Origin of the sequence: Roseovarius tolerans (genome assembly GCF_900109855.1) — a bacterium.
Taxonomy (GTDB): domain Bacteria; phylum Pseudomonadota; class Alphaproteobacteria; order Rhodobacterales; family Rhodobacteraceae; genus Roseovarius; species Roseovarius tolerans.
In genome coordinates this window covers 30,168-54,950 of the sequence record NZ_FOBO01000013.1, presented here as the reverse complement: position 1 = coordinate 54,950, position 24,783 = coordinate 30,168, and the positions used below count along the sequence as shown (strand labels likewise).

Below are 24,783 nucleotides of genomic sequence, written 5' to 3'. Positions count from 1 at the left end.
ACTTGGCTGGGATAAAGCACCCACCACGACCGTTGCTTCGCCAGTCCCCGGCCCTGCGATCACGCGGCACCTTTTGGCGGGGTGCCATGTCCGCTTCAGCCCATTCTCAACCTCGGTAGACCCTCTTGCGTCACGCCTCTCCCGGCACCGCCGCGCGATAGAGATGCCAGGTCGCATGGCCCAGAACCGGCAGCACGATCACCAGGCCCAGAAAGGCGGGCAGGGTGCCGAGCACCATCACCACGGCCACCAGAAGCCCCCAGATAGCCACGATGCGCGGGTTTTCCCGCGCCACCTTCACCGAGGTAAGCACGGCCACCGTGACACCGGCGCGCCGGTCGATCAGCATCGGAAACGAGATCATGCTGAGCACCAGCACCGCCCCGGCAAACACGAACCCCACGCCCACGCCCAGCACCATCATCGTCCAGCCCGGTGCGGTGGTCAGCACATCGCCGAGAAAGCCGCCGACCGAGGCAGGCGGCTGCGGCCCGAGCGTGGCGTTGTAGATCACGCTCGCGGCGAACATCCAGGCGATGAAGATGCCCATCAGCACCATCCCCAGGACCAGCACCGGCACGATCACCGGGGCGGTCATCACCGAAAATGCCGCGCCCCAGCCGGCCTGTCCGGTCGCCTCGCGCTGGCGGCTCATCTCGTAGAGGCCGGTGGCGACCATCGGCCCCAATAGCGTGAACCCGGCCGCCAGTGGAAAGAGCATCGGCAGGCGCGCCATGTGAAAGGCAACCAGCGACAGTGCGATTCCGAGAATCGGGTAGATCGCGATCAGGAAGATGACGTCGCTGCGCAGCGATGTGAAATCGTCCAGCCCCTTGCGCAGGGCAGATTTCAGATCTTCGAGGGTAAGGCGACGCACCTGCGGTGGGGCGCTGACCGTGCCGCGCAGCGCGTCAGTGGCTGCACCGGCGTGTCGGCCCGCGCCAAAGGCGGCATCCGCCATCCAGCTGAGGGGGTTTCCGATGGTTCGTGTCATGCTTGGCCTCCCTTTCATCGCGGCGCGCGCGGGCCGGGAGGGGCCCGACCCCGTCGCACCCTTCTATGCGACAATGTAGCACGCATGTGCCCCACGGCCAGTTCACAATCCGGCTACAACCTGTCAGGCGTCGCGGCGCGCGGTGGCGGGATGGGCGTTGCGGATCGCCTCGGCCAGCACAAGGGCGGCGGGGGTCATCAGCTGCGCGGGCTGTGTCGCCATCCACAATTCGCGCCTTGCGCCCGGGCCCGGCAGGGGCAGAAAGGCCAGATCGCGATAGCCCGGCAGCACGGTGAGTTCCGGCAGCACCGTCACGCCGACGCCCGCCCGCACCAGGCTCAGGATCGAGGCGGTGTTGCGCACCATCAGCGGCGCGGCGGAGAGGACCGGCGCAAAGTCGGGGTCGGAAATATACTGGCAGAGCCCGTTGGCGATGAACGGTGCGCCCCCGAGTGCGGTCCAGCCCTCTGCGGGCCATGTTTCGACCAGCGGGTCGTCGGCGCGGCAGACCAGACCGAACGCGTCGGTCAGCAGCAGATCACGCTCCAGCCCCGGCATCGGCGGCAGGCTGGCCAGCCCGATATCGGCGCGTTCGGCCATGAGTTCCTGCTGCACGGTGGCGGAATCGCTGTCGGTGAGGTCGATCCGCACGCCGGGGCGCTCGCGCAGGAACCGCTCCAGCACCGGCGGCATGATCACCTGTGCCGCCGAGGGTGTGACCGCGAGTCGCACATGGCCGCGCTCGGCGCGCGACAGTCCCTCGATGGCCGCCAGCGTCCGGTCGAAATGCGACAGCCCGCGCCCGGCCTCGTGCAGGACCAGATCGCCAAGCGGGGTGAGGCGCGATTTGCGCGCGGTCTCGAAGAGCGGCGCGCCGATATGATCCTCGAACTGCTTGAGCATCATCGACACCGCCGAGGGCGTGCGCCCGAGCACGGCGGCGGCCTCGGCGAGGCTGCCATGGTCGGCCACGGTGCGAAAGCAGCGGAGCATCTCGATCTTGATGGACATTTCAACCTGCCTTGATTTCGCGGGGGTAGCGTCATTCTGGTTGAAGTCTGTGCCCTGCGCGCACGAAAGTCCATGCCCGTGCGCGCCGGTCTTTCGGCTTGCGGCGGGGGATGGCGCGCGCCAAGTTGCCCGCGGCGCAGACGATAGGAAAAAGGGGCAAGCCATGCGGTTTTCGACGGTCACGGAGCGGCTTGCGGGGCAGGGCGGGGCGAAATGGGCGTTGCATTTCCGCGCCGCGGAAATGGCGGCGGCGGGGCGCGACGTCATCCGCCTGACAATCGGCGAGCCGGATGTGCCCGCGCCCGACAGCCTGACCGAGGCCGCGACCCGCGCGATGCGCGCCGGGCGCACCGGCTATTCCGACGGGCGCGGCGAGATCGGGCTACGCCGCGCGTTGGCCGAGCGGTATTCCGCGACGCGGGGCCGTACCTTTGGCCCCGATCAGGTGATGTGCTTTCCCGGCACGCAGACCGCGCTCTATGCCGTGATGTGCGCGCTGGCCGAGGCGGGCGACGAGGTGCTGGTGGGCGATCCGATGTATGCAACCTACGAAGGCGTCATTCGCTCGACCGGGGCCACGATGGTGCCCGTGCCGCTGCGCCCCGAACGCGGCTTTCGCATGGCGGCGGAGGATCTGGCCGCGCGGGTCACGCCGAAATCGCGGGCGCTTCTGCTGACCACCCCGCACAACCCCACCGGCGCGATTCTGACCGCCGGGGATATCGCCGCAATTGGTGCGGTCGCGCGGGCGCATGACCTGTGGATCATCTCTGACGAGGTCTATGAGGAAATGGTGTTCGACGGCGCGCACTTCACCTCTCCGCTTGCCGACCCCGATCTGGCGGATCGGGTGATCGCGGTTTCGTCGATTTCCAAGAGCCACGCCGCGCCGGGGTTTCGCAGCGGCTGGTGCGTCGGGCCGGAGGCCTTCACCGAGGCGCTGCTGCCGCTCTCGGAGGTGATGCTGTTCGGGAATCAGCCGTTTCTGGCGGACATGACCGAAGAGGCGATCCGCGCCGGATCGGAGGTGGCTCCTGGCATGCGGGCGCGATTCGCGGCACGCGCGGCGCGGCTGGCGGACCGGCTGGAGCGGGCAACCGGGTTGCGGGTGAATCGCCCCGAGGCGGGGATGTTCGCGATGATCGACGTCTCGGCCACCGGAATGAGCGGCACGGATTACGCCTTCGACCTGCTTGAGCGGACCGGCGTGGCGGTGATGCCGGGGGCGTCGTTCGGGGCCACGCTGGACGGCTGGGTCAGGGTCGCGCTGACGGTGCCCGAGTCGCAATTCGACCACGCAATAGAGAGAATCGTGGCGCATGCCGCGCCGCTTTCGGGGCAAACGGCCGGGGCGGCATCGCGCGCGGGCCAAATCGTTTCATAACAAAAGGATGGCGCGGCGCGCTTTATTCGCTGCACATCGAGCATTCAGGGCCTGTGCAACGGGGGTGTGGTTTTGACGTCACATCTCCGGCAGGATGCCCGAGAGCGGGGGAGGTTGCGTTGACAGTTTGGGCCCTCTTGGCGCATTTCATAGCCCAAGCCGTGTCCAATGACTGGTGCGGCGGATCCGAAAAACCTGCTTATGAGGAGGGACACCCTTGAAAAAGCAAATTCTGAGCACCAGCGCGATTGCACTCGGCGTCGCAATGGCCGCACCGGCATCGGCCCAGGAATGGAACCTGGACTGGGGCGGTTTCGCAAACACTCACGTCGGTATCTCGAGCATCGACCGCAATGCTGCTAATGAAGCTTTGTTTCCTGGCGTCGACAATGATGGCGTGAACATCTTCACAAACTCCGAGATCATCTTCTCGCCCTCCGTCACGCTCGACAACGGCATGACCTTCGGCTTCAACGTTCAGATGGAAGCACTGAACGGCGGCGGCGGTACAGACGGCATCGACGAATCGTATGTCACCATCTCCAGCGACACGCTGGGCCGCATCGACCTCGGCTCCGAGAACTCGGCCGGCTACCGTTCGATGGTTGCAGCGCCGCAGGTTGGCTCCATGGCGATCAACTCGCGTTCGACCTCGGCCTTCGTTCCGGTCACCGGTTCGGGCGGCTTCCGTCAGGCGGCTCTGTCGTCCTACACTGAAGTTGGCGGCAACAACGATGTGCAGCGCATCACCTACTTCACGCCGTCCTTCAACGGCCTGACCCTTGGTGTGTCCTACGCGCCCAGCAACGCTGGTAACGCGTCGAACAACGCGCCGGTGGACTTTAATTCGGCTGCTAACATCACCGACATCTTCGACGTTGGTGTGAGCTACAGCCAGTCGTTCAACGGCGTTGACATTGACCTCGGTGGCCGTTGGGGCACGGGTGATTCTAACGTTGCGGGCGTGTCCGATCCCGAAACTTGGGGTCTTGGTGCAGCGATCAGCGTCAGCGGCTTCACCTTCGGTGTGGGTTACGCTGAGAATGACAACGGTGCTGTTGGTGGCGTTGGTGATCAGGAGGGCCTGAGCGTCGGTGTTGCATATGACATCGCGGGCCCTTGGACCGTTGGTCTCGAAGGCTATTTCGGTGAAGTCGACAACGGTGCTGGTGTCGATTCCAGCGACTACGACGTCATCAAGCTGGCCGCGTCGCGCAGCCTCGGTGCTGGCGTGAGCTGGGACGTGTACTACTTCAATCAGGAAACCACCGACGGTAATACTGGTGGGAAGATCGAAGGCGACGTGGTCGCAACCGCGATCAACCTGAGCTTCTGATCCACGTGATCTGAAAACATTGGCGGCGGGGGGTGACATTACCCCCCGCCGCTTTTATTTGTGCGCATGGAAATTTACCCAGCAAAAGACGGGCGTCCCGGAGCATGAAGAAAAGTATCGTCTGGATGGCGTCCTATCCCAAGTCGGGAAATACTTGGACGCGGATTTTTCTGGCCAACTATATTGCCAACGCCACAGAGCCCGTCTCTATTAACCAGTCTTATCACGTAGCACTTGGCGACTCGATCACCAAGATGTATCGGATGGTCGCGCAGAGTCCAATTGATCCAGCGAATATCGAGGATATGCTGAATCTGCGCCCGCTCGTGCTGCGCGGGATCGTGGCGAACAACGCCGATATCAACCTCGTGAAAACGCATAATGCGCGGGTGGTCGCACGGGACGTGCCGCTTATTCCGGATGAACTCACGCGCTCTGCGATCTATATCCTGCGCAACCCGCTCGACATGGTGCTGTCCTACGCGCGCCATTACGGGATGAGCCACGAAGAGGCGGTCTATACCGTCAGCCATCCGGACAACGCCAACCCGCCGGATGCAGAGACAGTGACGCAATTCATGCGCTCATGGTCCGATCATGTGCGCAGCTGGACCACCGGGAAATCGCCTTATCCCGTTCTCGTGCTGCGCTATGAGGACATGCTGGTTGATCCGAAGACGTGTTTCACCAAGGTGGTGGAGCATTTGGGCATGCCGGTAGACGAGGCGCGGCTGGACCGTGCGATTCTTTTCTCCAGCTTCAAGGAACTGTCGGAACAGGAGAAAAAGCAGGGGTTCGTCGAGAAATCGCAGCAAAGCGAACGCTTTTTCGCCAAGGGACAAAAGGATCAATGGAAGACCGACCTTGAGCCGCGCCTTGTCAAGAAGATGAAGCATACGCATCGCAAGGTCATGAAACAACACGGATATTTGGAATGAGTGATCTGCGCCGAATTATCTGGCTGGCCTCTTTTCCCAAGTCCGGCAACACGTGGATGCGCAGCCTGCTGGCGCATTATTTCATGCCGCCGGGGCAGGTGCCTGACCTCAACAACCTGCGCGATTTCACCACCGGGGATGTCCGAAGCGACTTTTTCGATGCCGCCGCCGGTGGGAAGTATACCGGCACCACGATCGAGGAGTGGCTCAAGATGCGGCCCAAGGCGTTGCGCCTGATCGCGGGGTCGAAGCCGAACCATCATTTCGTCAAGACCCATTGCCAGACCATGCGCGTCGGGGACTACGATCTTATCCCGCCCGAGGTGACCGCGGCCGCGATCTACATCATGCGCAACCCGTTCGATCTGGCCCCGTCCTTTGCCCGGCATCAGGCCTGTGATCTGGACACCGCGATCGACCGGATGATGAACCCGGATTCCATGGCGGGCACCGCGGCCGGCATATTCGAGCCGCTTGGCCGATGGGACGATCACGTCAATAGCTGGACCTCGGCCCCCGGTCTGCCGCGCCATGTGCTGCGCTACGAGGATATGCTGGCCAATACCGGAAAAGCGATGCGCGGGCTGATTGAGCAATTCTTTCGCATGCCGGTGGACAAGCCCAAGCTGGCCCGCGCCGTGAAAGCCACGAATTTCGAGTCTATGAAGAAATTCGAGGAAAAACATGGGTTTGCGGAGAAGCCGTCAGAGATGAAGGCGTTTTTTGCAAAGGGGCAGGCGGGGGTCTGGCGCGATGATCTGACGCCTGCGCAAGTGGGCCGCATTCGCGAGGCGTTCCTGCCCACGCTGGAGAAATTCTACCCCGAGATGCTGAAGGAGACAGCGCGTTTCGCTGGAGCGGCGTGAACGGGCTGCTTTGCAATTTCGCATGGGATGCATATCTCTACGCCTATGCATTGTAACTTCTGGAGGCCACCATGATGCGAACCGCCATAGTCCTTGCCTCAGGCGTTTTCCTGACCGCGTGCAGTGTCTCGACAGAACCGCAGACCGTGGCCCGCCTTGGGAGCGATCCGGTGCTGTCGGGCGGCAGCTATGACAGCGGCGGGGGACTGACCGTTGCGGTGGATTTGCAGGAAAACCAAGGCCGCACCATGGTGTGCGGGGTCTGGGCCCAGAGCAAGCAACAATCAGTTCTGACCAAGGGCAAGGCCAAGGAGGTTCTTGATACAGGCTCTGTCGAGATCGCCGGCGGCGCGGTGGTGCGTGGTCTGAGGTTTATGCAGGAAGTGCCCCCGAGGGCCGATTTTGGCGGCCAAGAGGCCGGGTGTGTACTGACTGATCAGCCTTGGCAGGCCGATCAGCGTGCCGTGGTACGTCTGCCCCGGCAGGTGGTGCATGTCGAAATCGACGAAATGGGTGGATTTACCGTGAGTTTCGTGCCGTCCGGCCCTGGCGCTGGCGGATCCTGACGCCGCTGACATCTGGACCTTTGTCCAAACCTGTGGGATGCAAGGAGTGACGCCCCGATGAGGGGCGCAGAGACCGGGCGGGGTGCAACCCGCCTGCATCCAGGGAGACGGACATATGACATTCAGAACATTCGCCATGGCCGGGGCCATGTCGCTGGCCGCCATCGGCGCGCAGGCCGAGGTCAAGGTGGGCATGATCACCACGCTGTCGGGTGGCGGGGCGAGCCTCGGCATCGACGTGCGCGACGGCTTCATGCTGGCGGTGGAGCAATCGGGCCGTGACGACATCGAGGTGGTGATCGAGGACGATCAGCGTAAACCCGATATCGCGGTGCAATTGTCGGACAAGATGATCCAGGCCGAGAAGGTCGATGTGCTGACGGGCATCATCTGGTCGAACCTCGCCATGGCGGTGGTGCCGGGGGCGGTCGCGCAGGGCAAGTTCTATCTCTCGCCCAATGCCGGGCCGTCGGCGCTGGCGGGCAAGGGCTGCCACCAGAACTATTTCAACGTCGCGTGGCAGAACGACAACCTGCACGAGGCGGCGGGGGCCTATGCCAATGATGCGGGCTACAAGAACAGCTTCATCCTCGCCCCCAACTACCCGGCAGGGCAGGATGCCCTGACCGGTTACAAGCGGATGTATGAGGGCGAACTGGCGGGTGAGATCTATACCCAACTGGGTCAGACCGATTACGCCGCCGAGATCGCGCAGGTCCGTGCGAGCGGGGCCGACTCGGTGTTCTTCTTCCTGCCCGGCGGGATGGGGATTTCGTTCCTAAAGCAATATGCCGACAGTGGCGTCGATCTGCCGGTGGTTGGTCCCGCCTTCAGCTTTGATCAGGGCATTCTGCAGGCCGTGGGGGATGCAGCCCTTGGCGTGGTGAATACTTCGCAATGGTCGAAGGATATCGACAATCCGACCAATGCCGCCTTTGTCGAGAGCTTTCAGGCCAAATATGACCGTCTGCCCTCGCTTTACGCAAGCCAGGGGTTCGACACCGCGAACCTGCTGATTTCCGCGATGGAGAAGGCCGATGTTTCGGACGCGGATGCGTTCCGAGCGGCGCTGGAAGCGGCGGAGTTCGACAGCACGCGGGGTGATTTCGCCTTTGGCCCCAACCACCACCCGGTGCAGGACATCTATGTGCGCGAGGTGATCAAGGAGGGCGACGTGTTCACCAACAAGATCATTGGCGTGGCGCTCGAGGATCACGCGGATGCCTATGCGGCGGACTGCAAGATGTAAGGGCAGGCGCATCCTGCTGATAAAAAGGCCCGGGTCCATGCCCGGGCCTTTTTCGTGTGTGAGGCTTGAAACGCAGCGGCGATGTCAGCCGGGAAGGGGGCGTCAATCCATATGCGCCCCCCTGACACTCAGAGCAGTGCCTTGACCTTTTCGGCCACGGCCTCGGCGGTGATGCCGAACTTCTCGTAGAGCACTTCCGCCGGGGCGGAGGCACCGAAATCGTGCATGCCGACGAATTCGCCTTTTTCGCGTTTGCCGCGCTCGCCATAGAGCCAGCGATCCCAGCCGAAGCGGATCGCCGCCTCGACCGCGACGCGCACCGGGCCCGCGGGCAGAACACGGCGGCGATAGCTCTCGTCCTGTTCTTCGAAGAGTTCCCAGCAGGGCATCGAGACGACGCGCGTGCCGATCCCGGCCTCTTGCAGGATGTCGCGGGCGGCCATCGCGATGGCGACCTCGGAACCCGTCGCCAGTAGGATCGCCTGACGTTTTCCTTCCGCGTCGGCCAGAACATAGGCCCCCTGGGCGGTCAGGTTCTTGGCCTTGTGCTCGCGGCGCAGCGTCGGCAGGCCCTGACGGGTCAGCGACAGGACCGAGGGTGTTTCCTTGGAATTCAGCGCCAGTTCCCAGGCCTCGGCGGTCTCGACCGTATCGCAGGGGCGGAACACCCAGGTGTTGGGCGTGGCGCGCGAAATCGCCAGATGCTCGATCGGCTGGTGGGTCGGGCCATCCTCGCCCAGTCCGATGCTGTCATGGGTCATGACGAAAACGGTGGGGATCTTCATCAGCGCGGCGAGGCGCATCGAGGGGCGGGCGTAATCGGTGAAGCACATGAAGGTGCCGCCATAGGGGCGGATGCCGCCATGCAGCACCATGCCGTTCATCGCCGCCGCCATGCCATGCTCGCGGATGCCGTAATGGATGTAACGGCCCTTGCGGTTGCCTTCGTCAAACACGGTCATGTCGCCCGAGCGGGTATTGTTGGAGCCCGACAGGTCCGCCGAACCGCCGATGGTCTCGGGCATGATCGGGTTGACCACTTCGAGCACCATCTCGCTCGATTTGCGGGTGGCCACCTTGGGGGCTTCTTCGCTGACCTGCTTTTTCAACGCCTTGATCCGGGCCGAGAGTTTCGACGGCACGTTGCGGGCAAAGATGCGCTCGATTTCGGCCTGACGCTGCGCCGAGGCCTCGGCCAGTCGTGCCTGCCAGTCGGCGTAATCCGCCGCCCCGCGTTTACCGATGGCCTCCCATGCGGATTTCACATCCGACGGCACCTCGAAGGGGCCATGCGGCCAGCCATAGGCGTCTTTGGCCGCCTTGAGCTGATCGGCATCGGTCAGCGCGCCGTGACCCTTGGAGGTGTCCTGCGCGGCATGGCCCAATGCGATATGCGTCTTGCAGGCGATCATCGAGGGTTTGCGCGTGCGCTTGGCCTCGGTCAGGGCGGCGTCGATGGCCGCCGGGTCATGGCCGTCGATTTCCTGCACGTGCCAACCGCTGGCGCGGAAGCGTTTCACCTGATCGGTGCGGTCGGCCAGATCAACGGTGCCGTCGATGGTGATGTTGTTGTTGTCCCACAGCAAGATGAGCTTGCCCAGACCCTGGCGTCCGGCAAGGCTGATCGCCTCCTGGCTCACGCCTTCCATCAGGCAGCCGTCACCGGCGATTACATAGGTGTGATGATCCATCAGCTTCTTGCCGAACCGCGCGCGCAGGGCCTCTTCGGCGATGGCGAACCCAACCGAATTGGCGATGCCCTGACCGAGCGGGCCGGTGGTGGTCTCGATCCCCTTTGCGTGGCCGTATTCCGGGTGGCCCGCCGTCTTGGCACCCCATTGACGGAAATTGCGCAGATCCTCCAGCGTCATGTCCTGATAGCCGGTGAGGTGGAGCAGCGCGTAGAGCAGCATCGAGCCGTGGCCCGCCGACAGGATGAACCGGTCGCGATCCGGCCAGTCGGGGTTGGCCGCGTCGAATTTCAGGTGATTCTCGAACAGCACGGTGGCGACGTCGGCCATGCCCATGGGCATGCCGGAATGGCCGGAATTGGCGGCGGCGACGGCGTCGAGGGTCAGCGCGCGAATGGCGGTGGCCTTCATCCAGTGATCGGGGTTGGCAGAGCGCAGGGCGGCGATATCCACGGGGGGTGCATCCTTTGGAAGTGGCAACAGATTGTCGCTGCATACCAGCCCGACACAGAAGATCAAGCGCGCGCGGCGCGTCAGGGGGGTGTGCGGCGTGCAACCGTGCCAAAGGACGCGCATTTCCCTGCGGTTTTGGCTAGACTTGATCAAAACCGGTCCGGTGTGCGATTCGTCAGACAACCGGGCCAAGACAAGCGAGGGATCGAGGAGATGAGCCAGATAGACGAGTTGCAGGCGCGGATCACCGCAGCGCTGGACCGGATCACCAAGGGTCTGGACGGGCGCGAGGCTGCGGGCGATCCGGCCGAAATGGTCAAGCTGCGTCAGGATATCGAGGACGAAAAGCTGGCGAATGCCCAGCTTGAAGAGCGGGTGCGCACGCTGCGCGAACGGCTCGAGGCGCGCGAGGCCGAGTTGGAGGCCGCGCGCAGCGCGCAGTCCGACAGCCTGCGCAAGCTCGATGCCGATCTACAATCGCTGCGCAAGGCGAACCAGCAGTTGCGTGACAACAATCAGGCCCTGCGCGAGGCGCATCAGGCGGGCGTCGCCGAGCCGCATCTGATCAACAAGTCCATGCTGGCCGAGTTGGAAGGCCTGCGGGCCGCCCGCGCCGCAGACCGCGACGAGGTCGAGGCGGTGCTGACCGAACTGGGGCAGGTCATCGCCGAGGCCGGGGACGACACCGCAACCAAGACGGAGGACGCGTGATGCCCGAGGTGAAGATCGAGATCGGTGGCCGCATGTTCGACGTTGCCTGTCAGGCGGGCGAAGAGCACTACCTGCATTCCGCCGCCAAGATGCTGGACGAGGAGGCCTCGGTTCTGGCTGCGCAGATCGGGCGCATTCCCGAGGCGCGGATGCTGTTGATGGCGGGGCTGATGCTCGCCGACAAGACCGCAGGCTTGCAGGACAAGCTGCGCGCCGCCGAGGACAAGCTGGCAGAACGCGAGGCGGAACTGGATCAATTGCGCAACGCGCCCGCCCCCGAGGCAGAGCGCGTGGAGGTGCCGGTGGTGCCGCAGGAGGTGACCGAGACGCTGGCCGAGATCGCCGCGCGTGCCGAGGCACTGGCCGAAACGGTGGACGGTGCGCGCGCTGGCTGAGGCCCGTGAGTGGCACCGGGGGTAGGATGATGAAGCTGCTGGCCGTTCTTCTTGTGGTGCTGATCGCGGCGGCGCTGGCCTTTGTCCGGCTGGCCCCGTCCGATCCGGCACGCTGGCACCAGATGCCCGAGAGTGTGACGGATCGCGATCTGGAGGGCGGCGCGATGCGCCGCGTCGAGGGTGATCTGGCCACGCTGGATGCGATCATCCGCGACACGGCCCGCACGCGGGTCCTGGCGGGGAGCGTGGATCAGGGCATGATTACCTATGTCACCCGCAGCCGGGTGTTCGGCTTTCCCGATTACACCACGGTGCGGCAGAGCGACGACATGCTGGAGATTTACGGACGGCTGCGCTTTGGCAAGTCAGATCTGGGCGTGAACGCCGCCCGTATCGAGCGTTGGCTCTACCGGCTCGGTCAGGCTGGATGACAGGCAACCATCGCTGACCTTGCGCCAGATCGGCACGTTGAGCGACATCGCGCATTTGGCCATGAACATCTTGCCATCGACCCGCAGGCAGATCATCTCGCCCATCTCCACACGCGCGCCGCTGGTATCGGTGCAATAGCATTCGACGGTCTTGCCGCCGATGGTGGCATCCGAAAGCGCGGGCGTGGCCGCGAGGAGGAGGAGGGGCCAGAGCAATCTCATCGCATGAAGATATCACAGCTTTGCGCCCTTGACCAAGTCACAAGGATGGGACAGAGGATCAGCCCCATGGTGCCTTTGGACAGACTGGAACAGATCACGCAGCGTTTCGAGTATATCGAGGCGCAGATGACGCAGGGCGGCGGTGATATCGCGCAGTTGGGTCGCGAATATGCCGAGTTGCGCCCCGTCGTCGAGGAAATCCGCGCCTACCGGCAGGCCCTGGCGGATATCGAGGGCGCGCGCGCGATGCTGGATGATGCCGAAATGCGCGATCTGGCCCGTGCCGAGATCGAGGAACTGGAGGCGCGTCTGCCCGCGATGGAGGCGGCGCTGCAACTGGCGCTTCTGCCGCGCGACGCCGCCGACAATCGCGCCGCGATCCTCGAAATCCGCCCCGGCACCGGCGGCGACGAGGCGGCGCTGTTCGCCGCTGACCTGATGCGCATGTATCAGCGGTACACGGAGGCACAGGGCTGGTCCTTCGAGGTGATCGAGGAGCAATGGAGCGAGTTGGGGGGCTTGCGCGAACTGGTGGCGCGGGTGGGCGGCGAGGACGTCTTTGCCCGGCTTAAGTTCGAATCCGGCGTCCACCGCGTGCAGCGCGTGCCCGAGACCGAGAGCGGCGGGCGCATCCACACCTCTGCCGCGACCGTCGCGGTGCTGCCCGAGGCCGAGGATGTCGATATCCGGATCGACCCGAACGATCTGCGCATCGACACGATGCGCTCCTCGGGCGCGGGCGGGCAGCACGTGAACACCACCGATTCGGCGGTGCGGATCACCCATATTCCAACCGGTCTGGTGGTCACCAGCAGCCAGAAGTCGCAGCACCGCAACCGCGAGATCGCGATGGATGTGCTGAAGTCGCGGCTCTTTGACATGGAGCGCAGCCGGGTGGACGGCGAACGCTCGGCCAGCCGTGCGGCGCAGGTCGGCAGCGGTGACCGCTCGGAGCGCATCCGCACCTATAACTTCCCGCAGGGGCGGATGACCGATCATCGCATCAACCTGACGCTCTATAAGCTCGATCAGGTGATGCAGGGCGATCTCGACGAGGTGATCGACGCGCTGACGGCGGATGCGCAGGCCACACTTTTGGCCGAGATGTCGTGAGCGCGCAGGCCGCCCTGATTGCGGCCACGCGGGCCTTGCAGGCAGCGGGCATCGAGGGTGCGGCGGGTGATGCGCGCGCGTTGCTGGCCGTGGCAATGGAGGTGCCGCGTGACCGGCTGACCTTGCATCTGTGCGATGATCTCGATGCGGCGGCGGTGGCGCGGTTCGACAAGATGGTCGCGCGGCGCGTGGCGCGCGCGCCGGTGGCGAAGATCATCGGGTGGCGCGAGTTCTGGGGGCGCAGCTTTGAGGTGACGGCGGATGTGCTTGATCCGCGCCCCGAAACCGAATGCCTGATCGCCGAGGTGCTGCGCGGCCCGGCCCCGGCGCGGCTGCTCGATCTTGGCACCGGCAGCGGGATCATCGCGGTGACGCTCCTGGCAGAGTGGCCCAAGGCCCGTGGCGTGGCCACGGATATCAGCGCGGCGGCGCTGCAGGTGGCCACGCGCAACGCGGCGCGGCATGGGGTGGACGCGCGGCTTGATCTTCGCCGCTCTGACTGGTTTTCGCAGGTCACGGGCGCGTTTGATCTGATCGTCTCGAACCCGCCTTACATTGCGGTGGACGAGATGCCGGGTCTCAGCGCTGAGGTGCGCGACCACGACCCCGAGGGCGCGCTGACCGATGGCGACGACGGGCTCTCGGCCTATCGCGCAATCGCGTCGGGTGCCGGGGCGCATCTGCGCCCGGGTGGGCGCATCGCGGTGGAAATCGGCTGGCAGCAGGGCGCGCCGGTGCGCGATATCATTTGCGCGGCGGGCTTTGCCGAGGTGGGCGTGCTGCCCGATCTCGACGGACGCGACCGCGTGGTTATCGGCAGATGGCCGGTCGATATCGGCTGATTTGCGCGGTCTGACCGCCAAAAACCGCGCAAATCGAAGAAAAATCGTGCTTTCCTCTTGTGCGCTGCGATTGGGCGTGTTTATTGAAAGACATCAAGACGGCGGATGCCCGATAAGGGCGGTCCCGCTTGGTGCCAAGCCAATACATGTCCGATCCGACACATTTCGGCGCACAGACGCGCCAGTCGGAGCAAGCGACGCATTGACCACAAGGCTGGACTGCAAAAATATGAGATCATCCAAGTCACGTTCGCGGAACAAGCCGAACCGCAACCGCTCGGTCGGGAATATCGTCAACCGGGTCTTCGACAGCTCCGGCCCCGAGGGCAAGGTGCGCGGCACGCCGCAGCAAATCATCGAGAAATACAATCAGCTTGCACGCGATGCGCAATTGTCGGGCGACCGGGTCGCAACCGAGAATTTCCAGCAGCATGCCGAGCATTACCTGCGCATGCTGGGCGAGGCGCAGAAGGAACAGGACGCACGCCGCGAAGAGCAGGAGCGTCAGAACCGCGACCGTCAGGCCGACCGCGACCGCGACCGTGATCGCGGCGATCGCCCTCACGGTGGACGCGACGGTGGTGCTGCACGCGATGAAACGGATAGCGGCGCTCAGGAAACACGTCAGGCGCAGCCCGATCCGTCGCGCAGCGCTCAACCCGACGTGATCGACAGCGGCAATGAAGGCGAGAGCGGACTGGTGGAGACACCGGAAAGCCAGGATAAGCCCGCCACGCAGAAGCGCCCGCGCAAGCCGCGCGCCAAGAAGCCTGCCAAACCAGAGGGCGGCGACGGTCAGGCGCAGGGCGGCGAGGCTAAGGATGGCTCCTCCGGCGGCCCGGCGGAAGCCGCCGAATAGACGATCCAGAGATCGACAGTCAAAGGGCGCGCGGCCGGTCAGGGCGCGCGCCCTTTTGCTTGGGTTTGGCATGAGTATTTTAAGAAAGATGAAGGGCAGGGGCTTTTCAGTGCCGCGGCCCTGTCCTAAACCCGGCGCGCCGCCTATCCGGAAAAGAGAGAGCCGATGCCCAGTGACCGACCGCAGCCCGCCTTCGTGCTCGTGCGCCCGCAGATGGGCGAGAATATCGGGGCTGCCGCGCGGGCGATGTGGAATTTCGGCCTCGACCGGATGCGCATCGTGGCGCCGCGCGATGGCTGGCCCAACCCCAAGGCGGTCGCGATGGCAAGCGGCGCGGGGCGGCTTCTGGACGAGGCGCAGCTGGTCGAGACGACGGCGGAGGGCGTGGCCGATTGCGCCTATGTCTTTGCCACCACGGCGCGGGCGCGGGGCCTGACCAAGCCGGTCTTCAGCCCCGAACGCGCGATGGCGCTGGCCGCTGAGAAGATCGCCGAGGGGCAAAATGTGGCCGTGCTCTTCGGGCCGGAGCGCGCCGGGCTGGAGAATGACGATATCGCGCGGGCCAACGCGATCATCAACGTGCCGGTGAACCCGGAGTTCGCCAGTCTCAACCTTGCGCAATGCGTGCTGCTGACCGCCTATGAGTGGCAGCGCGCGGCAGGCGAGGTGGTGCATGAGCGTATGGACATGGCCAAGTCCGATTGGGCCGAACAGGTAGAGATCGAAAAGCTGGCGGAACATTACGAGGACCGGCTGGGCGAGGCGGGGTTCTTTTTCCCCGAGCACAAGGCCGAAAGCATGAAGACCAACCTGCGCAACCTCTGGAGCCGGATGCCGCTGACCCGCGCCGATGTGCAGATGCTGCATGGCGTGTTGCGGCAGATGGTCCGCTGGAAGGAGCGCGGTTGAAGCGGGAGGGGCCGCGACCTAAGCTGTCATGCGGTCAAAGTCTGAAAGGCGGGATATGAGCGGGAAACGCAGTATTTTCGAAGAGGTGGGCGGCACTGAGGCCCCCAAGCAGGCCCCCAAGGGTGGCATGATCGATTCCGGGCGGCGCGGCGCGCGGCGTGGCATCCGCATCTGGCTGATGATCCTCTTTGCGCTGGTGGTGGTGATGATCGCGGTGGGCGGGCTCACGCGGCTCACCGATAGCGGGCTCTCGATCACCGAATGGAAGCCGGTGACCGGCGCGCTGCCGCCGATGTCGGAGGCCGTCTGGCAGGAGGAATTCGACAAGTATCGCGCGATCCCGCAATACGAATTGCTCAACAAGGGAATGAGCCTTGCCGAGTTCAAGGTGATCTACTGGTGGGAATGGGGCCATCGGCAGTTGGGCCGGGTCATCGGGCTGGTCTGGGCGCTGGGCTTTTTCGGTTTTCTGATCGCAGGCCAGATCCCCAAGGGCTGGACCGGGCGTCTGCTGGGCCTTGGTGCGCTGGGCGGGGCGCAGGGCGCGATCGGCTGGTGGATGGTGTCCTCGGGTCTGTCGGGCGAGATGATCGCCGTGGCCTCATACCGGCTGGCCACGCATCTCGGGCTGGCCTTCGTCATCCTCGGTCTGATTGCCTGGTATGTGATGGCGCTTGGGCGCGAGGAGCGGGAATTGATGCAGGCCCGGCGCGGGCGTGAGGCCAAGCTTTTCAGCCTCTCCACCGGTCTCATGCACTTCGCCTTTCTGCAAATCCTGCTGGGCGCGCTGGTGGCGGGGATCGACGCAGGCAGAACTTATACCGACTGGCCGCTGATGGCCGGGGGTATCCTGCCGCCCGACATGATGGACCTTGCGCCGCGGTGGCGGAACTTCTTCGAGAACCCCGGCACCGTGCAGTTCATCCACCGGGTGAGCGGCTATCTGCTCTTGGCGTTTGCCGTGGTGGTCTGGTTGCGCGGTCGGCGCAGCGCGCATGGCATCACGCGCGGCGCGTTCACCGCGATGTTCGTTGTGCTGCTGTTGCAGATCGTTCTGGGCATCATGACGGTGCTCTATATCGCGCCATGGCAACTGGCGATTGCGCATCAATTCGTGGCAGTGGTGCTCTGGGTGCTGATCCTGCGGGCGCGGTTCCTGAGCCAGTATCCGCGCGCCACATCCATTCGGGGGGGCACGGCATGACGGCCTATGACGATCTGATGGCGCAGGAGCGCGAGACGCAAGCCTTGGCGCAGGTCGCGGGGCGGCTGGGCTGGGATCAGGAAACCATGATGCCGCGCGGGGCGGCCGAGCAACGGTCCGAGGAGTCGGGCGCGATGCAGGCGGTGCTGCACGCCCGGCGCTGTGATCCCCGGCGCGGCGATCTGCTGGCCGAGGCCGAGGCTCAGGTCAGCGACGAGGTGGCGCGCGCGCAACTGCGCCATATCCGCCGCGACCATGACCGCGCGATGCTGGTGCCCGGCGATCTGGCGGTGGCGCTGGCGCGACTGACCAGCCGCGCGCAGGGGCAGTGGGCCGAGGCGCGCGCGGGCGACGATTACGCCGCCTTCGCGCCGGTGCTGGCCGAGGTGATCCGATTGAAACGCGAGGAGGCGACGGCGGTGGCGCGGGGGCGCGACCTCTATGATGCCCTCATAGACGATTTCGAGCCCGACATGACGGCGACGCGACTGGATACGACGTTTGCCGAGATGCGGCCCCGGCTGGTCGATCTGCGCGCCCGCGCGCTGGAGCGCGAGTGGCCCGCGCTCGATGCGCATTTCGACGAGCAGGCGCAACTGCGTCTCTCGCGCGAACTGGCGCGGAATTTCGGCTATGATTTTGCGCGCGGGCGGCTCGACATGGCGGTGCATCCGTTCAGTTCTGGCAGCGGCGACGATGTGCGTATCACCACCCGGGTGAGCGAGCATGATCCGTTCAACTGCCTCTATTCGACGATCCACGAGGTCGGCCATGCCTGTTATGAGCAGGGCATCGACCCCGAGTATCGCCTGACGCCGCTGGGGCAGGGCGTGTCGATGGGCGTGCATGAAAGCCAGAGCCGGATCTATGAGAACCAGCTGGGGCGAAGCCGCGCCTATACCGGCTGGCTGTTCGAGCGGATGCGTGAGACCTTCGGTGAGTTCGGGCTGGACGAGGCCGAGACCTTCTACCGCGCGGTCAGCCGGGTGCATCGCGGGTATATCCGCACCGAGGCGGATGAGGTGCAATACAACCTGCATATCATGCTGCGGTTCGATCTGGAAAAGGCGCTGATTTCGGGTGATCTGTCGACGGATGATCTGGAGGCCGCGTGGAATGACCGGTTCGAAGCCGATTTCGGCTATGCGGTGGATCGGGCCTCGAACGGGGTGTTGCAGGATGTGCATTGGTCGGTGGGGCTGTTCGGTTATTTCCCGACTTACAGTCTGGGGAATGTCTATGCCGGGTGCCTGTACCGGGCGATGCGCGGGGCGGTGCCGGATCTGGAGGTGCATCTGTCGCGCGGCGATCTGGGCGGAGCGACATCGTGGCTGTGCTCAAAGGTGCAGGTGCATGGCGGGCGGTTCGCGCCCGCCGAGGTGATCGCGCGCGCCTGCGGCGGGGCGGAGCCCACGGCGGAGCCGCTACTGGAGTATCTCGAGGAGAAATTCGGGGGGCTTTGAGGGGGTAGGTTTAGGCCTTTAGCGGACATACGCACCGCCCGCGCGAAACGCACCGAAGGTGCCGCGCGATCGCCATGCCAGAGGCATGCCTCCGGCATGACGCCGTCCCGCGGCCTGGCGATTTGATAGGGTGCGCAACGTGTTGAGGTTACAATGACTTGGCTGGCATAAAGCACCCACCATGACCGTTGCTTCGCCAGTCCCCGGCCCTGCGATCACGCGGCACCTTTTGGCGGGGTGCTATGTCCGCTTCAGGCCAATCCCAACTGCTCGAGCGGCCTCAATCGTTCACCGCCTCATCCGCCTCGACCTGCTCGATCCACTGCGCGAGGATCGAGCGCAGCAGGGTCACGTCGCGGGTCTCGATCGCCTCGGACAGTGACTTGAGCGCCTTGGCAAGCTCGATCTCCGACAGGTGCCCCTCCTGCGCGCGCAGAATGCGGGGGTGCGGTGTGGTCAGCATGTCCGAGCCGATCAGCAATTCCTCATGCAGCTTTTCGCCGGGGCGCAACCCGGTGATCTCGATCTCGATATCGCCGCGCGGATTGGCTGCGTCGCGCACGCTATAGCCCGAGGCCTCGATCATCCGGCGCGCGATGTCCTGAATGGCGACCGGTTCGCCCATGTCGAGCACGAAGACATCGCCGTCACGGGCGAACGAGCCCGCGAGAAGCACGAGGCGCACGGCCTCCGGGATGGTCATGAAATAGCGCGTCACCTCCGGGTGGGTCAGCGTAACCGGCCCGCCGCGCGCGATTTGATCGGCGAAGACCGGGATCACCGAGCCCGAAGAGCCAAGCACATTGCCGAAACGCACCATGGAAAACCGCGTTTTGTCCGAGCGGGTGGCAAGATCCTGCACGATCATCTCTGCGAACCGCTTCGACGCGCCCATCACCGAGGTCGGGCGCACCGCCTTGTCGGTGGAGACGAGGATAAACCGTTCGACGCCAGCCTCGCGCGCGGCATTGGCGACGGTGCGGGTGCCGATAACATTGTTGCGCATCCCCTCGATGGCGTTCGATTCCACCAGCGGCACGTGCTTGTAGGCGGCCGCGTGCAGCACCACGTCGATTTTCTTGGCGCGCATCAGGACATTGACGAGGGCGGCGTCGCAGACCGAGCCGAGAATCGGGATGATCTCCAGATCCGGGGCAAGGTCGCGCAGTTCGCGCTCGATCTGAAACAGAACATGTTCGCCGTGATCCATCAGGATCAGCCTCGTGGGGCGGCATTGGACCAGTTGACGGCAAAGTTCCGAGCCGATGGAGCCGCCCGCGCCGGTCACGAGAATGCGCCGCCCGGAATAGACGTCGTTCACATCCGGCAACTCGTTCTCGAGGGCGTCGCGCCCCAGAAGCGCCGCGGGATCGACGGCGCGGCCGGTGGGACGTGTCCCGCCGTCATGCCGCCGCCAGAGGTGGCGCGCGCCCGATATGAGCAGATACACGAGGCCCGCCGTGATGAAGAGCCGTGCCGATAGTCCGGCTGCCATCACCGCCGAGAGGAGAATGCCGGTGAGGCTTGCGATCCCTGAGACAAGGGCAATCCGTCCCATGTCGCTGGTGAGGTGGCGGATCGGCGTGGCGCGGTGCAGGTCGAGCGCGTTGCCCAGCCCCGCCGCGATCAACATCAATGGAAGCGCCCAGAGACCCCATGCGGCGAGTGCGCGCGCGTCACCAGTGAGCAGCGCCGCGAGGATGAGGGCCGACAGCATCAGCGCCGCCTCGATCACCGCGTGCAGGATACGCCCTCGCCCGGGGCGCGGAAGGCGGGTCAGCCGGTCGGGCATGGTCGTCTCCGCAGGAAAACACCCCCCAATATGCGGGGCAGATCAGGCAATAATAGGCCTTGCGCGGGTCTTGGGGCAATGCCTCTCACCATGCCGTGACCGAATCCGGTGGGGATGTGAAGGATGTGACCAAAGCATGAGCCTGCCTGTCAGGCGATGCGACCCTGGGCGCTGTGCCAATCGGCGAGCATCTCGCGGGGGGTTACATGGTGCAACGCGTCCGGCAAGAGCCGCGCCAGCCGCGCGGTATCGAGCGAGACCTCTGCCTGCGCCTCGGGCGGCGCGGCGCGCCAGATCACTTGGCAGCCCGCGGCCTGTGCGAGATCCTCCATCGCCACGGGCGCGGGCGCTGCGATGTTGAGGGTATCGGGCAGCGTGTCGGGGGCCAGCCGCGCCAGCCCGGCCAGCACGCGCGCCAGATCGCCCGGCGCGATGTAGCTGCGGCGCGGTCCGGCACCATCTGCGAACCGGTCGAGCGTGATACCGCGTTCGGGGTGCTGCAATGCCGGGGCAAGACTGTCCGACCCCACCACGTTGGCCAATCTCAGGATCACATGGCGCAGACCGTCGCGGGGCAGGGCGGCGATGGCGCGCTCCATCTCCAGCTTGGCGCTGCCATAGGCGTTGATCGGGGTCGGGCTGCGGGTCTCATGCATCGCGCGGCCGGGGCCGTAGATCGCGGCGGTCGAGATATGAAACACGCGCTTTGCCCCGCAGGCATGGGCCAGCCGCACGCCTTGCGCCACGAGGCCCACGTTCTGCGCAAGGGTCTGCGCGTCGCCCGATGTCTGCCCCCAGAGCGCCACCACCGTCGCGCAGGGGGGCAGGTCGGGGAGGGGGGCATCTGCACCGGGCCAGAGGATATCCGCATCGCCGCGCCGGGCGAGCCAGATGGGCTGCGGGCTGTCCTCAGCAGGCCAGAGCGCGCGCAACAGGCGGCCAAGCCGGCCGGTCGCCCCGGTGATCAGGCAGCGAGAGGCCGGGGCAGCGCCTTGCATCTGCCCCGCCCCGCTCATTCCTCCGACGGTGCCGTCTCGTCTTCGTCCTCGTCCTCGGCCTGTTCGGCGATCCACGCGACCGAGACGACCTCTTCGCCCTTGCCGGTGTTGAACACCTTGACCCCGCCCGCGCTGCGCGAGCGGAAGGAAATGCCTTGGACCGGCACGCGGATTGACTGCCCGCGCGAGGTGGCGAGCATGATCTGATCTTCCAGCGTCACCGGGAAGGAGGCGACCAGCGGCCCACCGCGCATCGCGCGGTCGATGGCGGCGACACCCATGCCACCGCGCCCGCGCACCGGGTAATCATGGCTGGAGGACAGTTTTCCGGAGCCGTTGGCGGTGATCGTCAGGATCAGGTTCTCGGCGGCCTGCATATCCTCGAACCGCTCGGCACTCAGGGTGGCATCGGCATTGCCTTCGTCCTCGGCCCCCTCGTCGTCAGGGGCACCGGCGGCGGCACGGCGCATCTTGAGATAGGCGGCGCGTTCGTCCGATGTGGCCTCGAAATGGCCTATCACCGACATCGACACGACGCGGTCGCTGTTTTGCAGGCGAATACCGCGCACGCCGGTGGATTTGCGCCCCTTGAAGACGCGCACATCGGTCACCGGGAACCGGATCGCGCGGCCGGAATCGGTGACCAGCATCACGTCATCCTCTTCCGAGCAGATCCGCGCATTCACCAGTTCCACCCCCTCGGGCAGGTCCATCGCGATCTTGCCGTTGCGCTTGACGTTGGTGAAATCGCTCAGCGCATTGCGCCGCACGTCGCCCGCCGAGGTGGCAAAGACGATCTGCAGGTCGTCCCATTCTTCCTCGGCGCGGTCCACCGGCATGATCGCGGCGATCGAGACACCGGTGGGGATGGGCAGGATGTTGACGATGGCCTTGCCCTTGGAGGTGCGCCCGCCAAGCGGCAGACGCCATGTCTTGAGCTTGTAGACCATGCCTTCAGTGGTGAAGAACAGCAGTTGCGTATGGGTGTTGGCCACGAAGAGCGTGGTCACCACGTCCTCATCCTTGGTGGCCATGCTGCTAAGGCCCTTGCCGCCGCGTTTCTGGGCGCGGAAATCGGCGAGCGCGGTGCGCTTGATATAGCCGCCCTGCGTGACGGTGACGACCATCTCCTCGCGCTCGATGAGGTCTTCGTCCTCCATGTCGCCGGACCAATCCACGATCTCGGTGCGGCGGGGAACGGCAAAAAGCTCGCGCACCTCCTGCAACTCGTCGCGGATGATCTGCATGATCCGTTCGCGGCTGGCGAGGATGGCGAGGTAGTCCTTGATCTTGCCCGCGAGGTCCTGCAACTCGTCGGTGACTTCCTTGACGCCCAGTTGGGTGAGGCGCTGCAGGCGCAGATCGAGGATCGCGCGGGCCTGCACCTCGGAGAGGTTATAGGTGCCATCGTCGTTGGCTGGATGGCTGGGATCGTCGATCAGCGCGATATATTCGAGGATGTCGCCTGCGGGCCAGCGTCGCTCCATCAGCTTTTTCCTGGCCTCGGCGGCATCGGCAGACGAGCGGATGGTGGCCACCACCTCGTCGACATTGCTGACTGCGACGGCCAGACCGCAGAGCACATGCGCGCGTTCGCGTGCCTTACGCAGATCATAGGCGGTGCGGCGCGCGACCACCTCTTCGCGGAACTGCACGAAGAGCGACAGGAAGCGATGCAGCGTCAGCTGTTCGGGCTTGCCGCCGTTGAGGGCCAGCATGTTGCAACCGAAGGAGGTCTGCATCGGGGTGAAACGGAACAACTGGTTGAGCACCACCTCGGCGGTGGCATCGCGCTTGAGTTCGACCACCACGCGGACACCGTTGCGGTCGCTCTCGTCCTGCACATGGGCGATGCCCTCGATCCGCTTTTCGCGGGCGGCCTCTGCGATGCGCTCGATCATCGTGGCCTTGTTCACCTGATAGGGGATTTCGTCGATGACGATGGCGTAGCGGTCCTTGCGGATCTCCTCGACCCGGGTCTTGGCACGGATGACAACGCTGCCGCGCCCTTCCAGATAGGCCTTTCGCGCGCCCGACCGGCCCAGCATGATGCCGCCGGTGGGAAAATCCGGGCCCGGCACGTATTGGATCAGATCCTCGCTGCCAAGGTCGGGATCGTCGATCAGCGCCAGTGTCGCGTCGATCACCTCGCCCAGATTGTGCGGCGGAATGTTGGTGGCCATGCCGACGGCGATGCCGCCCGCGCCATTGACCAGCATGTTGGGGAACCGCGCGGGCAGCACCGTCGGCTCGCGGTCCTTGCCGTCGTAATTGTCCTGAAAATCGACGGTCTCTTTCTCAATATCGGCCAGCAGGAAGGAGGCGGGCTTGTCCATCCGCACCTCCGTGTAACGCATCGCCGCCGCGTTATCGCCATCCATCGAGCCGAAATTGCCCTGACCATCCAGCAGCGGCAGGGACATCGAGAAATCCTGCGCCATGCGCACCAGCGCGTCATAGATCGCGGAATCGCCATGCGGGTGATACTTGCCCATCACGTCGCCCACGGCGCGTGCCGATTTGCGGTAGGGCTTGTCATGGGTATTGCCGCCCTCATGCATGGCATAGAGGATGCGCCGGTGCACAGGTTTTAATCCGTCGCGCAGATCGGGGATTGCGCGGCTCACGATCACGCTCATCGCGTAATCGAGATAGGAGGTCTTCATCTCATGCGTGATGGAAACCGAGGGCCCGTCATATGCGGGGGGCATTTCATCCGTGTTTTCAGGGGGTTGAGGCGTATCGCTCACGTTTTTTACCGTCCTGTGATCTGGCGCTACATATTGTTGGACCGACTATATCAGAGCCATGATATGGGGTGCAATGGCGCAGCGGGGCGGCATTTGTCAGCCACACTCGTCGAGTGCCAACATACTGTTTTTATTGAAAAGTAATTTCTTTCGGGCATCATCGACGCACAGGCCGTTAGTGGAGAGACATATGGAGACCTCTGAAACCGAACTGATGCTCAAGGGATACGGGCTGACCACGGCGGAATTTTTCTACCGGATGCCCGACTATCAAAGCGTGCTCAACAGCTATCTGTGGCAGGATTACGATCTGGCCCCGGATCACCCGAAACTGTTCGAATTCATCGAATTCTGGCAGCGCGAGATCGAGGGGCCGCTGCATTCCGTGCGTTTCACGCATCGCAAGCTGATCGCGCCCGGCGAATGGCGCAACGTGACCGGCGAATTCACCCTGCACTAACCGGTGGATTGAGACGCGGGCCGGGTTTGTTCAGGCGGAGCGGCGGGGCGATGCGCTCTGCGCTTCGGTGGCGACAGGGTCAGGGATTTCACGACCGTGGCGTTGTCGCACTTTTCGCCCGCTCGGATATGCCCTATGCCGTCTCC

Annotated in this window: 23 protein-coding genes; 16 read left to right on the top strand and 7 right to left on the bottom strand. The window is 64.7% G+C overall.

Annotated features, from left to right (window positions below; translation table 11 throughout):
• Window positions 1–130: 130 nt before the first annotated feature.
• Both BMX04_RS13200 and BMX04_RS13195 read right to left on the bottom strand, forming a co-directional pair.
• The gene (locus tag BMX04_RS13200) at window positions 131–994 is read right to left on the bottom strand and encodes a DUF2189 domain-containing protein (RefSeq protein WP_074787236.1); all 864 of its coding nucleotides are present in this window, start codon (window positions 992–994) and stop codon (window positions 131–133) included.
• Between the two features lie 123 nt (window positions 995–1,117).
• The gene (locus BMX04_RS13195) at window positions 1,118–2,005 is read right to left on the bottom strand and encodes a LysR family transcriptional regulator (protein WP_074787234.1); all 888 of its coding nucleotides are present in this window, start codon (window positions 2,003–2,005) and stop codon (window positions 1,118–1,120) included.
• A gap of 163 nt (window positions 2,006–2,168) precedes the next feature.
• On the opposite strand from BMX04_RS13195, the gene BMX04_RS13190 reads away from it, so the two are divergent.
• The 6 genes from BMX04_RS13190 to BMX04_RS13165 all read left to right on the top strand — a co-directional run bounded on the left by BMX04_RS13190 (window position 2,169) and on the right by BMX04_RS13165 (window position 8,344).
• Window positions 2,169–3,389: a pyridoxal phosphate-dependent aminotransferase gene (locus tag BMX04_RS13190; protein WP_074787232.1), complete on the top strand. Its 1,221-nt coding sequence runs from the start codon at window positions 2,169–2,171 to the stop codon at window positions 3,387–3,389.
• A 217-nt stretch (window positions 3,390–3,606) separates the two neighbouring features.
• Window positions 3,607–4,725, top strand: coding sequence for a porin (locus BMX04_RS13185; RefSeq protein ID WP_074787230.1), 1,119 nt, complete (start codon window positions 3,607–3,609; stop codon window positions 4,723–4,725).
• Between the two features lie 104 nt (window positions 4,726–4,829).
• Window positions 4,830–5,663 (top strand): sulfotransferase domain-containing protein, encoded by an 834-nt coding sequence (locus tag BMX04_RS13180; RefSeq protein ID WP_074787228.1) that lies wholly within the window; start codon window positions 4,830–4,832, stop codon window positions 5,661–5,663.
• Entirely contained in the window at window positions 5,660–6,529 is an 870-nt protein-coding gene (locus tag BMX04_RS13175; protein WP_074787226.1) for a sulfotransferase domain-containing protein, read from the top strand. Before BMX04_RS13180 ends, BMX04_RS13175 begins: the two co-directional genes overlap by 4 nt.
• Before the next feature lie 71 nt (window positions 6,530–6,600).
• Complete coding sequence (locus BMX04_RS13170) at window positions 6,601–7,095, top strand: hypothetical protein (RefSeq protein ID WP_074787224.1); 495 nt, start codon at window positions 6,601–6,603, stop codon at window positions 7,093–7,095.
• Window positions 7,096–7,210: 115 nt separating this feature from the next.
• Window positions 7,211–8,344, top strand: coding sequence for an ABC transporter substrate-binding protein (locus tag BMX04_RS13165; protein WP_074787222.1), 1,134 nt, complete (start codon window positions 7,211–7,213; stop codon window positions 8,342–8,344).
• A gap of 128 nt (window positions 8,345–8,472) precedes the next feature.
• Here the strand turns inward: BMX04_RS13165 and tkt are convergent, their stop codons facing one another.
• A complete protein-coding gene (gene tkt, locus BMX04_RS13160; protein WP_074787322.1) occupies window positions 8,473–10,488 on the bottom strand; it encodes a transketolase in 2,016 nt (671 codons plus the stop codon).
• Between the two features lie 213 nt (window positions 10,489–10,701).
• Here tkt and BMX04_RS13155 point away from each other — a divergent pair, with 213 nt between their 5' ends.
• From BMX04_RS13155 to BMX04_RS13145, 3 genes are read left to right on the top strand one after another with little or no spacing between them, the layout of a single operon-like run.
• On the top strand, window positions 10,702–11,199 hold the full coding sequence (locus tag BMX04_RS13155; protein WP_074787220.1) for a hypothetical protein: 498 nt from the start codon (window positions 10,702–10,704) through the stop codon (window positions 11,197–11,199).
• Entirely contained in the window at window positions 11,199–11,594 is a 396-nt protein-coding gene (locus tag BMX04_RS13150) for a cell division protein ZapA (RefSeq protein ID WP_074787218.1), read from the top strand. Before BMX04_RS13155 ends, BMX04_RS13150 begins: the two co-directional genes overlap by 1 nt.
• A 29-nt stretch (window positions 11,595–11,623) precedes the next feature.
• A complete protein-coding gene (locus BMX04_RS13145; protein WP_074787320.1) occupies window positions 11,624–12,025 on the top strand; it encodes a DUF1499 domain-containing protein in 402 nt (133 codons plus the stop codon).
• Here BMX04_RS13145 and BMX04_RS13140 read toward each other — a convergent pair.
• A complete protein-coding gene (locus tag BMX04_RS13140) occupies window positions 11,960–12,247 on the bottom strand; it encodes a hypothetical protein (RefSeq protein WP_074787216.1) in 288 nt (95 codons plus the stop codon). The two genes, BMX04_RS13145 and BMX04_RS13140, sit on opposite strands and share 66 nt — an antisense overlap.
• Window positions 12,248–12,313: 66 nt before the next feature.
• Here BMX04_RS13140 and prfA point away from each other — a divergent pair, with 66 nt between their 5' ends.
• From prfA to BMX04_RS13110, 6 genes are all read left to right on the top strand, one after another.
• A complete protein-coding gene (gene prfA / locus BMX04_RS13135) occupies window positions 12,314–13,360 on the top strand; it encodes a peptide chain release factor 1 (protein WP_074787214.1) in 1,047 nt (348 codons plus the stop codon).
• On the top strand, window positions 13,357–14,202 hold the full coding sequence (gene prmC / locus BMX04_RS13130; protein ID WP_074787212.1) for a peptide chain release factor N(5)-glutamine methyltransferase: 846 nt from the start codon (window positions 13,357–13,359) through the stop codon (window positions 14,200–14,202). Before prfA ends, prmC begins: the two co-directional genes overlap by 4 nt.
• A 229-nt stretch (window positions 14,203–14,431) precedes the next feature.
• Window positions 14,432–15,061: a DUF4167 domain-containing protein gene (locus BMX04_RS13125; protein ID WP_074787209.1), complete on the top strand. Its 630-nt coding sequence runs from the start codon at window positions 14,432–14,434 to the stop codon at window positions 15,059–15,061.
• Between the two features lie 165 nt (window positions 15,062–15,226).
• Window positions 15,227–15,970 (top strand): RNA methyltransferase, encoded by a 744-nt coding sequence (locus BMX04_RS13120; protein ID WP_074787205.1) that lies wholly within the window; start codon window positions 15,227–15,229, stop codon window positions 15,968–15,970.
• 55 nt (window positions 15,971–16,025) lie between these two features.
• Window positions 16,026–17,174, top strand: a complete 1,149-nt coding sequence (gene ctaA / locus BMX04_RS13115; RefSeq protein ID WP_074787203.1) for a heme A synthase — start codon at window positions 16,026–16,028, stop codon at window positions 17,172–17,174.
• Complete coding sequence (locus tag BMX04_RS13110) at window positions 17,171–18,637, top strand: carboxypeptidase M32 (RefSeq protein WP_074787201.1); 1,467 nt, start codon at window positions 17,171–17,173, stop codon at window positions 18,635–18,637. The genes ctaA and BMX04_RS13110 overlap by 4 nt, the downstream gene beginning before the upstream one ends.
• A gap of 280 nt (window positions 18,638–18,917) precedes the next feature.
• Here the strand turns inward: BMX04_RS13110 and BMX04_RS13105 are convergent, their stop codons facing one another.
• The 3 genes from BMX04_RS13105 to gyrA all read right to left on the bottom strand — a co-directional run bounded on the left by BMX04_RS13105 (window position 18,918) and on the right by gyrA (window position 24,138).
• Window positions 18,918–20,429 carry a UDP-N-acetylglucosamine 4,6-dehydratase family protein gene (locus tag BMX04_RS13105; RefSeq protein ID WP_244888549.1) on the bottom strand — a complete coding sequence of 504 codons (1,512 nt, stop codon included), beginning with the start codon at window positions 20,427–20,429 and terminating at the stop codon, window positions 18,918–18,920.
• A 149-nt stretch (window positions 20,430–20,578) separates the two neighbouring features.
• Window positions 20,579–21,427 (bottom strand): NAD-dependent epimerase/dehydratase family protein, encoded by an 849-nt coding sequence (locus tag BMX04_RS13100; protein ID WP_074787318.1) that lies wholly within the window; start codon window positions 21,425–21,427, stop codon window positions 20,579–20,581.
• Window positions 21,428–21,441: 14 nt separating this feature from the next.
• A complete protein-coding gene (gene gyrA / locus BMX04_RS13095) occupies window positions 21,442–24,138 on the bottom strand; it encodes a DNA gyrase subunit A (RefSeq protein WP_074787199.1) in 2,697 nt (898 codons plus the stop codon).
• Between the two features lie 229 nt (window positions 24,139–24,367).
• Here gyrA and BMX04_RS13090 point away from each other — a divergent pair, with 229 nt between their 5' ends.
• On the top strand, window positions 24,368–24,637 hold the full coding sequence (locus tag BMX04_RS13090; RefSeq protein ID WP_074787197.1) for an usg protein: 270 nt from the start codon (window positions 24,368–24,370) through the stop codon (window positions 24,635–24,637).
• The last annotated feature ends 146 nt before the right edge of the window (window positions 24,638–24,783 follow it).